General features: G+C 69.6%; 13 protein-coding genes. 4 read left to right on the top strand and 9 right to left on the bottom strand.

The features are described from left to right. The first annotated feature begins 522 nt into the window (after positions 1 to 522). Positions 523 to 1,767, top strand: a complete 1,245-nt coding sequence (locus tag V1227_RS36620) for an MFS transporter (protein ID WP_329789714.1) — start codon at positions 523 to 525, stop codon at positions 1,765 to 1,767. Next, the gene (locus V1227_RS36615) at positions 1,764 to 2,486 is read left to right on the top strand and encodes a putative hydro-lyase (RefSeq protein WP_329789713.1); all 723 of its coding nucleotides are present in this window, start codon (positions 1,764 to 1,766) and stop codon (positions 2,484 to 2,486) included. Before V1227_RS36620 ends, V1227_RS36615 begins: the two co-directional genes overlap by 4 nt. A gap of 20 nt (positions 2,487 to 2,506) precedes the next feature. Here the strand turns inward: V1227_RS36615 and V1227_RS36610 are convergent, their stop codons facing one another. The 4 genes from V1227_RS36610 to bioD all read right to left on the bottom strand — a co-directional run bounded on the left by V1227_RS36610 (position 2,507) and on the right by bioD (position 5,117). Then, positions 2,507 to 3,100 (bottom strand): DUF2567 domain-containing protein, encoded by a 594-nt coding sequence (locus tag V1227_RS36610; protein WP_329789712.1) that lies wholly within the window; start codon positions 3,098 to 3,100, stop codon positions 2,507 to 2,509. 13 nt (positions 3,101 to 3,113) lie between these two features. Beyond that, on the bottom strand, positions 3,114 to 3,311 hold the full coding sequence (gene bsaP / locus V1227_RS36605) for a biotin synthase auxiliary protein BsaP (protein WP_236218355.1): 198 nt from the start codon (positions 3,309 to 3,311) through the stop codon (positions 3,114 to 3,116). Next, on the bottom strand, positions 3,311 to 4,327 hold the full coding sequence (gene bioB, locus V1227_RS36600; protein ID WP_090095644.1) for a biotin synthase BioB: 1,017 nt from the start codon (positions 4,325 to 4,327) through the stop codon (positions 3,311 to 3,313). The genes bsaP and bioB overlap by 1 nt, the downstream gene beginning before the upstream one ends. A 70-nt stretch (positions 4,328 to 4,397) precedes the next feature. Continuing rightward, positions 4,398 to 5,117, bottom strand: coding sequence for a dethiobiotin synthase (bioD, locus tag V1227_RS36595; protein ID WP_329789711.1), 720 nt, complete (start codon positions 5,115 to 5,117; stop codon positions 4,398 to 4,400). A 36-nt stretch (positions 5,118 to 5,153) separates the two neighbouring features. Here bioD and V1227_RS36590 point away from each other — a divergent pair, with 36 nt between their 5' ends. Continuing rightward, positions 5,154 to 5,408 (top strand): glutaredoxin family protein, encoded by a 255-nt coding sequence (locus V1227_RS36590; RefSeq protein ID WP_236218359.1) that lies wholly within the window; start codon positions 5,154 to 5,156, stop codon positions 5,406 to 5,408. 27 nt (positions 5,409 to 5,435) lie between these two features. Here the strand turns inward: V1227_RS36590 and V1227_RS36585 are convergent, their stop codons facing one another. From V1227_RS36585 to dnaE, 4 genes are read right to left on the bottom strand one after another with little or no spacing between them, the layout of a single operon-like run. Next, complete coding sequence (locus V1227_RS36585) at positions 5,436 to 5,939, bottom strand: RICIN domain-containing protein (RefSeq protein ID WP_329789710.1); 504 nt, start codon at positions 5,937 to 5,939, stop codon at positions 5,436 to 5,438. Between the two features lie 11 nt (positions 5,940 to 5,950). Further along, on the bottom strand, positions 5,951 to 7,213 hold the full coding sequence (locus V1227_RS36580) for an adenosylmethionine--8-amino-7-oxononanoate transaminase (RefSeq protein ID WP_329794204.1): 1,263 nt from the start codon (positions 7,211 to 7,213) through the stop codon (positions 5,951 to 5,953). A 4-nt stretch (positions 7,214 to 7,217) separates the two neighbouring features. Further along, the gene (locus V1227_RS36575) at positions 7,218 to 8,423 is read right to left on the bottom strand and encodes a cytochrome P450 family protein (protein ID WP_329789709.1); all 1,206 of its coding nucleotides are present in this window, start codon (positions 8,421 to 8,423) and stop codon (positions 7,218 to 7,220) included. Between the two features lie 36 nt (positions 8,424 to 8,459). After that, on the bottom strand, positions 8,460 to 11,972 hold the full coding sequence (gene dnaE / locus V1227_RS36570) for a DNA polymerase III subunit alpha (protein WP_442916562.1): 3,513 nt from the start codon (positions 11,970 to 11,972) through the stop codon (positions 8,460 to 8,462). A 205-nt stretch (positions 11,973 to 12,177) separates the two neighbouring features. On the opposite strand from dnaE, the gene V1227_RS36565 reads away from it, so the two are divergent. Next, positions 12,178 to 13,068 carry an AsnC family protein gene (locus tag V1227_RS36565; protein ID WP_442916410.1) on the top strand — a complete coding sequence of 297 codons (891 nt, stop codon included), beginning with the start codon at positions 12,178 to 12,180 and terminating at the stop codon, positions 13,066 to 13,068. On the opposite strand, the gene V1227_RS36560 is transcribed toward V1227_RS36565, so the two are convergent. Continuing rightward, complete coding sequence (locus tag V1227_RS36560) at positions 13,065 to 13,829, bottom strand: inositol monophosphatase family protein (protein ID WP_329789707.1); 765 nt, start codon at positions 13,827 to 13,829, stop codon at positions 13,065 to 13,067. The genes V1227_RS36565 and V1227_RS36560 overlap by 4 nt on opposite strands. Positions 13,830 to 13,832: the final 3 nt, after the last annotated feature.

Below are 13,832 nucleotides of genomic sequence, written 5' to 3'. Positions count from 1 at the left end.
CGCTGGGCGCACCCGGAAGCCTGACCCCGTGGGCCTCGGCGGCGGAACGTGCAGCCGACCGCCCGATGGGCCTCGGCGGAACGCACAGCCGACCCCGACCGTCCAGTCGACCGGCTCGGCGGCAGTCCCGGTCAGGACGTGTCCCTCCACAGGGCTGTGCCCCATTTCGCCATGCTGCCTGCTGAGCGCATCGCGACTCCTGCCCAGTTCTCGCCTCGCCGCACAGGTCGCGGCCAGGCCTTACCTGCCACGCGGGCGCCAGCATCCTTCTGGCGTACAGACAAACCCCAACGCGCTGGTTTCTAGGCAGCCCGCCTGCGTTCACGCCCGCCACGGCCACCTCGGGTCCTCCGCCCCTGAGCCGCAGCCCGTTGAGCCGCACTCCGGAGCGCCGCTCAGCCCATCCGCCACCCACCGATCGTCGGATCGTTGAATTGTGGTCTTGTCGGATTGTTCAACAATCCCATACGCTGAGTCCCACATCACACTCGACCACTCCTCCACCACGCTGCGAGGTGTCGCATGAGCACGACCACGACCGAGGACACAGGCCGTTTCGCCTGGTTCCGCAGTCTGGGCCAGAAGGGCAGGCGCGCGTTCATCGGCGCGTTCGGCGGCTATGGGCTGGACTCGTACGACTACTGGGTTCTGCCGTTGAGCCTGGTCGCGATCACGGGCTACTTCGGCCTCACCAAGGCGGAAGCGGGCCTGCTGGGCACGAGCACGCTGCTGATGAGCGCCATCGGCGGCGCGGTGGCGGGCGTCATGGCCGACCGGTTCGGGAGGTCGAGAACGCTCATCATCACCGTGGCGGCGTACGCGTTCTTCACCGTGCTGTGCGGCTTCGCGACGAACTACGAGACGCTGCTGGTCTTCCGGGCGTTGCAGGGCCTCGGTTTCGGTGGCGAGTGGGCGGCCGGGGCGATCCTCGTGGCCGAGTACTGCAAGCCGAAGTACCGCGGGCGCACGGTGGCGTTCATCCAGAGCGCGTGGGCCGTGGGCTGGGGGCTCGCTGTCGTCGTCAACACGCTGGTGGCGAGCTTGGCCGACCCCGCCATCAGCTGGCGGGTCATGTTCTGGACGGGCGCGCTGCCCGCGGTCCTCATCTTCTACGTGCGCCGCAACGTCGACGACGCCCCCGAGGTCAAGGCGCAGCCCAGGGCGCGCGGGACGTTCCCGAAGATCTTCCAGGGGCCGATCCTCAAGACCACGCTGTTCGCGGCGTTGCTCGCAACGGGTGTGCAGGGCGGGTACTACACGCTCGCCCTGTGGTTGCCGGCGTTCCTGCAGACCGGGCGCGGGCTCACGATCATCGGCACGGGCGGGTACCTCGCGTTCCTCATCACCGGTGCGTGGATCGGGTACGTGTGCGGCGGCTACCTGACGGACTACCTGGGGCGCAAGAAGACCTTCGCGCTGTTCGCGGTCACCAGCGCGTTGCTGATCGTGGCGTACACGCAGATCCCCAACGGTGCCAACACGTTGGTCATGTTCCTCGGTTTCCCGCTCGGGTTCTGCACGTCCGCCATCTTCAGCGGGTTCGGCAGCTACCTCAGCGAGCTCTACCCGACGCAGCTGCGCGGCACGGGGCAGGGCTTCACCTACAACCTCGGGCGCGCGTTCGGCGCGGTGTTCCCCGGGCTGGTCGGCTTCATGGCCGACCGGCTGGGCATCGGCGGTGCGATGCTGTTCGGGGCGGCCGCGTACGGGATCGCCGTCGTCGCACTGGTCTGGCTGCCGGAGACCGCCAACAAGGAGCTCGAATGACGACCGCGGGACAGGCGCCGGGCCAGGCGCAGGCCAACCTCATCGCCATCCCCCGGGACTGGGCGTACGACTTCCTCCTCTTCACCCACCGCAACCCCAAGCCGTGCCCGGTGCTCGACGTGCTGGACGCGGGCGAGACGGTCAGCGCGCTCAAGCGGGACGCCGACGTGCGCACGCACGCACCGCGCTACCGGGTCTGGGAGAACGGTGAGCTGACAGCGGAACCGGAGGACGCGACCGAGTTCTGGCGCGACGACCTGGTGACGTTCCTGATCGGCTGCAGCTTCACGTTCGAGACCGCGCTCGTGAACGCGGGGGTGCCGCTGCGGCACGTCGAGCAGGGCAGGAACGTCTCCATGTTCGTCACGGACATCCAGTGCCGGCCCGCCGGGAGGCTGCACGGGCCGATGGTCGTGTCGATGCGCTGGATCCCGGAGTCCCTTGTGGACATGGCGCACAAGGTCACGGCGCTCATGCCGTCGGTGCACGGCGCGCCGGTCGGTGCGGGCGACCCGAAGATGCTCGGGATCTCCGACGTCGGCGCACCGGACTTCGGCGACGCCGTGGAGCACGAACCCGGTGACGTGCCGGTGTTCTGGGCGTGCGGGGTGACCCCGCAGGCGGTGCTGATGAAGTCCAGGCCGCCGTTCGCGATCACGCACGCGCCGGGGCAGATGTTCGTGACGGACATGCCCGACTTCGCCTATCGGGTCGGATAGGCCACCACGAGGGCGGTGCCTCAGCCGAGGCGCCGCCCCAGGTCGTCCAGGCCGTTCCACGCCGCGCAGCAGCCGTAGGCGAGAGCCGCGCCCAGCGGCCACGCGAGGATCCCCCACCACGTCTCCAGGGCCGGGGCCACGAGCAGGGTGTCGTTCGCCTCGATCGTCGACGGCATCGGGTAGCGGCCGGCGGCCAGCGAGCCGCCCAGGTACTGCGCGAACCAGGCCGCGCCGAACGAGCCCGCGGTCATGCCGAGCATCGCCACGGGACCGCGCCGCTGCCGCAGCAGCCACACCGCGATGCCGGTGACCACGCCCGCGCCGAGACCGATCAGCACGAACACCATCAGCGCGTCGAGCCGGTGGTAGCTCTCCACGCCGATCGGGTAGAGCTTGCCGTCCTGCGCCGAGACGATCTTGAGCTGCGCCGGGGCGAGCCACGACCACAGGTAGGCCGCGGGCAGCCCGGCCGCGAACGTCGTCAGCGCGACCACCAGGCCCGGCAGCAGGTCCCGCTTCACCACCACCTTCGGCCGTGGCCGGAGGTAGTAGTGGTAGACGTACGGCGGCTCCGGCACGGGTTCGGTGCGCACCGGCGCTGCGTTCTCGTCCATTCGCGAGAGGTTACTACCGAGCGGACCCGATCTCCCCGTGGCGGCTGCAGCGCGCCGTCCAGCCGTCCGGGGTCACCTGGACGACCATGCGGCGCGCGCATTCCCCGCAGTACCTGGGCGGATCGATCACCGACAACCGCTGACGGCAGACCGCGTGGTCGCCGTCAGCTTCCTCTTTGCCGCAGAAGGAGCAGTACACGGTAGTGATCATCACAGGGTCTGGCTCAGCGCCTTGATGGGCATCGACAGCTCCTCGAGCATGTCGAGGTCCTGCTGCGCCGGGCGGCCGAGGTTGGTCAGGTAGTTGCCGACGATGATCGCGTTGATGCCGCCGAGCATGCCCTGCTTCGCGCCCAGGTCGCCGAACGTGAGCTCACGGCCGCCCGCGAACCGCAGGATCGTGCGCGGCAGGGCGAGGCGGAACGCGCCGACCGTGCGCAGCGCCTCCGCGCCCTCCACGACCGGGTAGTTCTCGTACGGCGTGCCGGGGTTCGGGATGAGGAAGTTCAGCGGGACCTCGTCGGGCTCCAGCTCGGCGAGCTGCACGGCGAACTCCGCGCGCTGCGCCAGGGTCTCCCCCATGCCGATGATGCCGCCGCAGCAGACCTCCATGCCGGCGTCGCGGATCATCCGCAACGTGTCCCAGCGCTCCTCCCAGGAGTGCGTGGTGACGACGTTCGGGAAGTGCGAGCGGGCCGTCTCGAGGTTGTGGTTGTAGCGGTGCACGCCCATCGCCACGAGCTCGTCGACCTGCTCCTGCGTGAGCATGCCGAGCGAGCAGGCGATCTGGATGTCGTTGCCGTCGGCGCGGATGGCCTTGATGCCGTCGCGCACCTGCGAGAGCAGCCGCTTGTCCGGGCCGCGCACGGCCGCGACGATGCAGAACTCGGTCGCGCCGGTGTCGCGGGTCTGCCGGGCCGCGCGGACCAGGCCCGGGATGTCGAGCCACGCCGAGCGCACCGGCGAGGGGAACTGGCCGGACTGCGAGCAGAAGTGGCAGTCCTCGGGGCAGCCGCCGGTCTTGAGCGAGACGATGCCCTCGACCTCGACCTCGGGGCCGCACCAGCGCTCGCGGACCTCGTGCGCCAGCGCCAGCAGCTCGGGGATCCGGTCATCGGGGAGCTCGAGCACCTTCAGCACCTGGGCCTCGGTGAGCCCGACGCCTCGTTCGAGCACCTGCTCGCGAGCCTCGTCGAGCACGTCGATCTGTTCCGGTGCTGCGGTCACGGTCTCTCCTCCTCCTGTGGCCTGGCGTGCACTATGCCGCACTGGATCCTTCATCGTGGAGCGACGTAGGTCACTGGACCGCGAATTGAGCCGCGAACGTCTCCGGGTCGAACTCGCCCCCGAACCAGGGTGAGAACGCTCTCCTGGCCACCGGGAGGAAGTCCGCGGAGCCGAGCTTCGTCACACCCTGCGGCAGCGCGCCGAGCAGCGGGGCACCCGCGGCCTCGGGCAGGTCGGCCAGGTTCGTGAGGGACGCGAGGTCGGGGTGCGACGGCCAGCTGCCGACGACCACGCCGATCGACTCCAGCCCGCGCCGCTGCAGCGCCTCCGCCGTCAGCGCCGTCGCGTTCAGCGTCCCGAGCCCGGCCTGGGCCACGACCAGGACGGGCGCGTTCACGGCCCACGCGATGTCGGCCAGGGTCGACCCGGCCTCGTCGAACCGCACCAGCAACCCGCCGGCGCCCTCGACCAGCACCAGGTCGTGGGTCTCGTCGAGCTTCGTCACCTCCGCGGCGACCTCCTGGGGGCGCAGGGTGGCCATGCCCGCGCGTCTGGCCGCGGTGGCCGGCGCCAGCGGGTCGGGGTATCTGACCAGCTCACGCGTCGTCACGTCGCCCGCCAGCCGCGCCACCTCCGCCACGTCGCCGGGCTCGCCGGGCAGCAGACCGGTCTGCGCGGGCTTCAGCACCGCGACCCGTCTGCCCTCTGCCCTGGCCAGCGCCGCGATGCCCGCGGTGACGGCGGTCTTGCCGACCTCGGTCCCGGTTCCGGTGATCACCAGCACGCTCACGAACCATCACCTTAGGACGTCACCTACCGTGAGGGCATGACTGAGCAACCGATCGTGATGTACGGCGCCGAGTGGTGCGGTGACTGCCGCCGGGCCAAGTCCTGGCTGACCCGCAACAACGTGCCGTTCACCTACGTCGACGTCGCGAACGACGACGCGGCGCGTGATCGGGCCGTCGAGCTCTCCGGACGCCGGAACATCCCCGTCCTGGTGCTGCCGGGCGGGGACGTCCTGGTCGAGCCGACCGACACGCAGCTCGCGGCCGCGATCGACGTCCAGCCCTCGCCGTAGAGGCGTACGGGGGCGCCGCCGTGGCTCTCAGCTCTTGCCGTGCACACCGATCGGCGCGCCCTCGTGGACGCTCCACACGCCGAGGACACCCCTGGTCGCCTTGCTCGTGAGGAACAGGTCGCCCTGGTGGTGGATGACCTCCCACCGCTGCTCCACGCGGCCGGTGCAGTCCCACATCTGGAGCCTGCCGCCCTCGGCGCCGAGCTCCTCCGGGGCGACCTCGAGGCACTTGCCGTTGGCCTGGCTGACGATGTACGCGCCGGCGCCGATGTCGGGGAGGTGGTCGTAGCGCCACTGCTGCTCGTCACCGGCGAGGCCGCACGTCCACATCTGCACCTTGCCGCCGTTGCGGTCGATCTCCTCCAGCGCCGCGTCGAGGCACCTGCCCGTCCCGGGGAGGCTGATCGTGCCGCCGCGGCCCGAGCCGTGGAGCTTGGGGAACGTGACGGGCTCGGCCGACGCCCGCGCCGGCACGACGAGAACCGCGGCGAGCAGGACGACCGCGCCCAGGGCGGCCGGGAGTTTCCCCATGAGGTGTCACGTTAGCGGGCGGCGGCCACCACCGCGGCGGCGATCTGGGCCACGTCGTCGTCCGTGCTGACGAACGGCGGCATCGTGTAGACGAGGTCGCGGAACGGCCGCAGCCACACCCCGGCGTCCACGGCGGCCCGTGTGGCGCGCGCCATGTCCACCGGCTCGTTCAGTTGCACGACGCCGATAGCGCCCAAGACGCGTACGTCCCGAACGCCGGGCAAGGCGCGCGCGGGCGCAAGGCCCTCGGACAGCCCGGCCGAGATGCGAGCGACTTCTCTCTTCCAGTTCTGGGACAGCAGCAGGTCGATCGACGCCAGCGACACCGCCGACGCGAGCGGGTTGCCCATGAACGTCGGCCCGTGCGCGAGCACCGGCACCTCGCCCTTGCTGATCCCGTCCGCCACCCGTGACGTGCAGAGGGTGGCGGCCATCGTCAGGTAGCCGCCCGTCAGCGACTTGCCGAGGCACATCACGTCCGGGCTGACGTTCGCGTGGTCGGCGGCGAACAGTTCGCCGGTGCGGCCGAATCCCGTGGCGATCTCGTCGAACACGAGAAGCACGTCGTGTGTGTACGCGAGCTCTCGCAGCACGTGCAGATATCGCGGGTCGTGGAACCGCATGCCACCGGCACCCTGCACGACGGGCTCGACGATGATCGCGGCCAGCTCGTCGGCGTGCTGCTCGACGAGGTCCGCGAGGTGCTGGACGTAGGCGGTGTCCATCTCGGCCGGCGGCGCGTCCGCGAACACTTGGACCGGGAGGATTCCACGCCAGAGCGAATGCATTCCGCCTTCGGGGTCGCACACGGACATGGGGTTGAACGTGTCCCCGTGGTACCCGCCGCGCCACGTCATCAGGCGGCGCTTCTCCGGCCGCTTGCGCGAACGCCAGTACTGCAGGCACATCTTGATCGCGACCTCGACCGACACCGAGCCCGAGTCGGCGAGGAAGACGTGCTGCAACGGCTCGGGGGTGATCTCGACGAGCTTCGCGCTCAGCCGGATGGCGGGCTCGTGCGTGAGCCCGCCGAACATCACGTGGCTCATCCGGCCGAGCTGCTCGGTGACGGCCGCGTCGAGCACCGGGTGGCGGTAGCCGTGGATGGCCGCCCACCACGACGACATGCCGTCGACCAGCTCCCGGCCGTCCGCGAGGGTGAGCCGGACACCCGAGGCCTCCGAGACGAGCAGCGGTTCCTGGGTGCCCGGCATCGGGCCGTACGGGTGCCAGACGTGCGCCTGGTCGAGCTTCAGCAGGTCGTCCACCCGCAGCACATTAGGCGAGGCGTACCGGCAGGGTGTGCAGGCCGCGGATGAGCGTGCTGTCCCGCCACACCAGCGTCTCGGGCTCCGCCGCCAGCGCCAGGTTCGGGAACCGCTCCAGCAGCTGCGTCAGCGCCACGTCGAACTCCAGCCGGGCCAGCGGTGCGCCCAGGCAGAAGTGGATGCCGTGGCCGAACGCGACGTGCCCCTGCGCCGACCGCGTCACGTCGAGCCGGTCGGGGTTCTCGTAGCGCTCGGGGTCCCGGTTCGCGGCGATCAGCGACACCATCAGGATCTCGCCCGCGGGCACGGTCACGCCGCCCAGCTCGAGGGGCTCCCTGGTGTAGCGGAAGGTCGCGACGTTCACCGGGCCCTCCAGCCGCAGGAACTCCTCGGTGCTCGCCGGGATCAGCTCCGGGCGGTCCCTGAGGACCTGCAGCTGGTCGGGGTTGCGCAGCAACGAGAGCACGGCGTTGCCGATGAGGTTCACCGTCGTCTCGTGACCCGCCACGAGCAGCAGGAACGCCATCGAGATCAGCTCTTCTGTGTTCAGCCGGTCGCCGGAGTCGTCGGCGTGCACCAGGGCGGAGAAGAACGTGTCGTCCGGCTCGGCCTCGGCGATCGCCGTGACGTGCTGGAACAGGAAGCCGGCCATCGCGGACGCGGCGGCCTGGACCTGCTCGGGCGTGCCGAAAGTCAGCAGCTGGTTCGACCACTCGCGGAAGTCGTCGCGGTTGTCGATCGGGATGCCGAGCAGCTCGCAGATCACCGTGATGGGCAGCGGGAACGCGAACGCCTCCAGCAGGTCGACCTCGTCGCCGTCGTTCAGCTTCGCGATCAGCTCGGCCGCGATCTCCTGCACGCGCGGGCGCATCAGCTCGATGCGGCGGGCGGTGAACGCCTTGGTCACGAGCTTGCGCAGCCGCGTGTGGCCGGGCGGGTCCATGTTGAGCATGTGCACCGAGAGCGTGGGCTCGATCTCGCGGTGCTGGTCGCTTCGGGAGGAGTGCACCGCCATGAGGTGACCACCCTCGGCGATGTTCTTGCTGACCTCCGCGGCGGTGAGGGCGATCTTCGCCTCGTCGTACCGAGTCACGAGCCAGACCTTGAGCCCGTGCGGCATGAGGACTTCCTGCACGGGGCCCTCGGCGCGCAGCAGGTCGTGCACTTCGTGCGGGTTCTGGACGTAGTCGTCGGGCAACTGGGTGAGTGTCGTCACCTCACCCAGTTAACCCCGTTCACTGAAACCTCGCCACTACCGCTGGATGGTGATCCCGCGGATCGTCTTCAGGTCGCCGAAGAGCGAAGGCGTCGTGTTGACGCGGTAGTTGTCCACCACCAGCATCTCCTTCGACTTGTCGCGCTTCTGCACCTCCAGGTGCACGGCGACCTGGCCCGCGTGGGACTTGAGCGTGATCTTCAGTTCCTCGATCAGCTCCGGCGTCAGCATCTTGGTCTGCAGCCCGAGGACGAGGGGCGGCTCCGCGTCCGGGTTCATCTCCGCGTCGCTGATGTCGAGCGGGACGACACCGTCGCCGAAGATCGCCATCTTGTCCTCGCGCCAGTTCACCCGGCCCTTCACGCACACCGCGGAGTCGAGCTCCAGGTCGTCGCGCAGCACCTCGTAGGCCTTCGGGAAGAACAGCACCTCGATGGAGGCGTCCAGGTCCTCGATCACCGTGATCGCCCACGGCAGGCCGTTCTTGTTCACCCGGCGCTCGATCGACGAGATCATGCCCGAGACGATCAGCTCGCCTTCCTTGGGCGGGTCGTCGAGCACGACGGCGATCGGCCTCGGTGCGAACTTGCGCAGGATCCGCTCCGCGCCGTCGAGCGGGTGCGAGGAGACGTACAGGCCGAGCATCTCCTTCTCGAGGCTCAGCATCTGCTTGCGCGGGTACTCCTCGGTGCCGAACTTGAGGTGCGCGAGCGGCGAGGTGCTGTCGTCCTGGTCGTCGGCGCTGTCGCCGCCGAACAGGTCGAACTGGCCCTCGGCCTCCTTGCGCTTGATCGGGACGACGGCGTCGACCGCGTCCTCGTGCACCTGGATCAGCGCGAGGCGCGGGTGGCCGAACGAGTCGAACGCGCCCGCCTTGATCAGCGACTCGATCACGCGCTTGTTGCAGGCGACGAGCTCGGACTTGTCCATGAAGTCCGTGAAGGACGTGTAGGCGCCCTTCTCCTTGCGGGTCTTGATGATCGACTCGACGACGTTCGCGCCGACGTTGCGGATCGCGCCCAGGCCGAAGCGGATGTCCGTGCCGACCGCGCTGAACCGCAGCGCCGACTCGTTGACGTCCGGCGGGAGCACCTTGATGCCCAGCCGACGGCACTCCGCGAGGTAGACCGCGGACTTGTCCTTGTTGTCACCGACCGACGTGAGCAGGGCGGCCATGTACTCGGCGCGGAAGTTCGCCTTGAGGTACGCGGTCCAGTAGGAGATCAGGCCGTACGCGGCGGCGTGCGACTTGTTGAACGCGTAGCCGGCGAACGGGAGGATCGTGTCCCACAGCGCCTGGATCGCCTCGTCGGAGAACCCGCGCGGGTCGGCCCGCATACCCGCCTGGAAGCCCTCGAACTCCTTGGCGAGGACCTCGGCCTTCTTCTTGCCCATCGCCTTGCGGAGCACGTCCGCGCGCCCCATGGAGTACCCGGCGACCTCCTGGGCGATGAACATGATCTGCTCTTGGTAGACGATCAGACCGTGCGTCTCGCCGAGGATCTCCTTGAGGGGCTCGGCGAGCTGCGGGTGGATCGGCTTGACCTCCTGGCGGCCGTTCTTGCGGTCCGCGTAGTCGTTGTGCGCGTTCACACCCATCGGACCGGGGCGGTACAGCGCGCCGACCGCGACGATGTCCTCGAACGACGTCGGCTGCATGCGGCGCAGCAGGTCGCGCATGGGGCCACCGTCCAGCTGGAACACGCCGAGCGTGTCGCCGCGGCCGAGCAGCGCGTACGTCTCCGGGTCGTCCATCGGGAGCGTGTCGAAGTCCGGGACGGCGTCCTTGCCCCGGTTCATCTCGATGTTCTCGATGGCGTCGCCCATGACCGTCAGGTTGCGCAGCCCGAGGAAGTCCATCTTCAGCAGGCCGATGTTCTCGCACGACGGGTAGTCCCAGCCGGTGATGAACGAGCCGTCGTCGCGGTACCAGAGCGGGATCGAGTCGGACAGCGGGTCCTTCGACATGATGACCGCGCACGCGTGCACACCGGCGTTGCGGATCAGGCCCTCCAGGCCGAGCGCGGTGTCGAAGATCTCCTTCACCTGCGCGTCGGTCTCGAGCAGCGAGCGGACCTCGGCCGCCTCGTTGTAGCGCGGGTGGCTCTTGTTGATGATGCCGTTGAGCGGGATGTCCTTCGCCATGATCGGCGGGGGCAGCGCCTTGGAGATCTTGTCGGCGATCGCGAAGCCCGGCTGGCCGTGGTGCACGCGCGCCGAGTCCTTCAGCGCGGCCTTGGTCTTGATGGTGCCGAAGGTGATGACCTGGGCGACCTTGTCGGCGCCGTACTTCTCGCTCGCGTACCGGATCATCTCGCCTCGACGGCGGTCGTCGAAGTCGATGTCGATGTCGGGCATGGCGGTGCGCTCGGGGTTCAGGAACCGCTCGAACAGCAGACCGTGCGGGATCGGGTCGATGTTCGTGATGCCGAGCGCCCACGACACGGCGGCACCCGCGGCGGAACCACGGCCGGGACCGACGCGGATGCCCACGCTGCGGGCGTAGTTGATCAGGTCGGCGACGATGAGGAAGTACGCCGGGAAACCCTTGTCGATGATGACCTTGGCCTCGTAGTCGCAGCGCTCGATGTACTCCTGCGGCACCTCCTGGCCGCGGAAGCGCCACTCGAGGCCGCGCCGGATCTCCTTGCGGAACCAGGACGCCTGGTCCTCGCCCTCGGGGACCTCGAAGTTCGGGATCCGGTCCTTGATGCTCCAGATGTCGTCGTAGGACTCGACCATCTCCGCGACGAGCAGCGTGTTGTCGCACGCCTCCGGCAGGTCCTTCCAGATCTGCCGCATCTCCTCGGACGACTTCAGGTAGTAACCGTCGCCGTCGAACTTGAACCGGTTCGGGTCGGTCAGCATCTTGCCGGACTGCACGCAGAGCAACGCGGAGTGCGTGTCGGCCTGGTCCTTGGTGACGTAGTGGCTGTCGTTGGTGGCGAGCGGCGGGATGCCGAGCTTCTTGCTGATCTCCAGCAGGCCGTCGCGGACGCGGCGCTCGATGTCGAGGCCGTGGTCCATCAGCTCCAGGAAGAAGTTCTCCTTGCCGAAGATGTCCTGGTAGTCCGCCGCGGCCTTGAGCGCCTCGTCGACGTGGCCGAGCCGCAGCCGGGTCTGCACCTCGCCGGACGGGCAGCCGGTCGTCGCGATGATGCCGTCGGCGTGCTGCGCGACGAGCTCGCGGTCCATGCGGGGCTTGTAGTAGTAGCCCGTCTTGCTCGCCTCGGTGTGCAGCCGGAAGAGGTTCCGCAGGCCGTCCGCGTTGCGGGCCCACATCGTCATGTGCGTGTAGGCACCCGCACCGGAGATGTCGTCGCCGCGCTGGCCCGGGTCGCCCCAGAAGACCGGCTTCTTGTGCAGGCGGTTGTGCGGTGCGAGGTAGGCCTCGATGCCGATGATCGGCTTGATGCCGGTCTTCTGCGCCGTTTGGTAGAACTCGTCGGACCCGTACATGTTGCCGTGGTCGCTCATGCCGACCGCCGTCATGCCGAGACGCCCGGCCTCCTCGAACAGCGGGGCCACCTTGGCCGCGCCGTCGAGCATCGAGTACTCGGTGTGCACGTGCAGGTGCACAAACGAGTCTGCCACCGGCAACCCCCTTGTGTAGCAAGCGTTTTAGCGCGAATGAGGGACGAACACGTCCGGGCGCCCGCCAACACTACAGGCACCGCTCGCGGCAGCCTCGGATTGGCCTCCGCGATTCGCGAACGCCCCGCCGACACGCCGTGGCGAAGGCCACGGCGCCCGCATGATCTCGATCAGGTACGCGGTGGCACACGCCTCCGCGGCGGCGGGTAGCGTTCTTTTCGTGGTGGCCCCCGATCCCGTAGACGCTCGCCTTCTCGCCGTTCTCGCCGAGTCGGGTCGTGCCGCCGTGCACGAGATCGCCCAGCGCCTCGGCATGGACCCGCGCGAGGCGGCCATGCGGTTGATCACCCTGTCGGGCAGCGGCCTGCCCCTGCTCGTGGGCGTGGAGTGCGACCCGAACGGCGTCCGCCGGGCGCTCGCGAACGCCGCCGCCTACGGCAACTACATGGGCGGCCCGCCGTCCGGGCCCTACGCGGTGCACCAGAGCGGCCCCCACCAGGTCCAGCAGTACGGCCCGCAGGGTCCGGTGAGCCAGCCGTTCCCGGCTCAGCAGCCGCCGCAGTCGACCTGGGGCCCGCCGCAGTCGGCGGGCTGGGTGCGCGCCGACCAGCCGCAGCCCAAGCCCCTCTCGCGGACCGGCAAGATCGGCACGGCGCTGGAGGCGGACAGCCTCGAGGGCGCCCGCCTGTCGATCCAGCTGGTCGAGGTCGTCGACCCGGCCGACTTCCTCTTCACGGCGGCCGGCTACAAGCTCGCCGACGGGGAGCGGGCCGTGGTCGTGCACACCGAGGTGACGAACACCTCGCAGGTGCCGTACACCTCCCTGCCGGACATGTACCTCGTGCTGGTGACCAAGACCGGCGAGACCGTCACGAAGGCCCCCGTCTCGCTGTCCTCCCGCCCGGCGCACAAGCTCGGCGTGCAGCCCGGCGAGACCGCGGGCGGGCACAGCGTGTTCGTGCTGCCGGACGCGACCGAGATCATCCAGGTCCGCTGGAGCGTCCGCCCTGAGGTCGACCAGAACACCCTCGTCTGGACCGTCGACGACTAACCCAGGACCTCCAGCGCCTCGGCGTGCACGCCCGGCGCCGCCGCCAGGTACCCGGCGCTGGTCAGCGTCCACGGCTTGCCGTCGAGATCAGTGACGACACCTCCCGCTTCCTGCACGAGCAGCACACCGGACGCGTGCGCGCGCACGTTGTCGTACTGCCAGTGCACGTCCATCCGTCCGGCGGCGACCTGGGCGAGCTGGTGCGTGACGGGCACGGAGATCCGGACGTGGAGGGCCTTCTTCGCCATCGCCGCGTACGACGCGCCCACCCGGTCGGCCATCTCCGGTCCCTGTCCCGGCTGCGCCTGCCCGGTGCCGGCCAGCGCGCCGTCCAGGGACGTCTTCTCCGACACCCGCAGCCGGACGCCGTTCAGGAAGGCGCCCTCCCCCTCCACCGCCGTGCAGGTCTCGTCGAACAACGGGAAGTGCAGGACCGCGAGCACCGGGCGGCCGTCGCGGACCAGGCTGACGCCGATGTTCCAGTCGGTCATGCCCTGAACCGCGTTCATGTTGCCGCCGACCGGGTCGACGAGCCACCACTCGCCCGGCCCCAGCTCCCCCGAGCCGTGCTCGTCGTCGAGCCAGCGGGCTTGCGGGCGGATCTCCGCGAGCGCGGGCTTCAGGACGTCGACGACGGCGGCGTCGTTGGCGCGGACGGCCGCGACGAGCTCCTCGAGGGAGGACGTGCGCGACTCGGTCGAGTAGCGCTTGAACATCCGCGCCCCGGCTGTGCGGACGGCGGCGGTGGTGGCGGCGAGCATGGT

This window comes from Lentzea sp. DG1S-22, assembly GCF_036321065.1.
GTDB classification, from domain to species: Bacteria; Actinomycetota; Actinomycetes; order Mycobacteriales; family Pseudonocardiaceae; genus Lentzea; species Lentzea jiangxiensis.
This window is presented reverse-complemented; position numbering and strand designations above follow the sequence as displayed.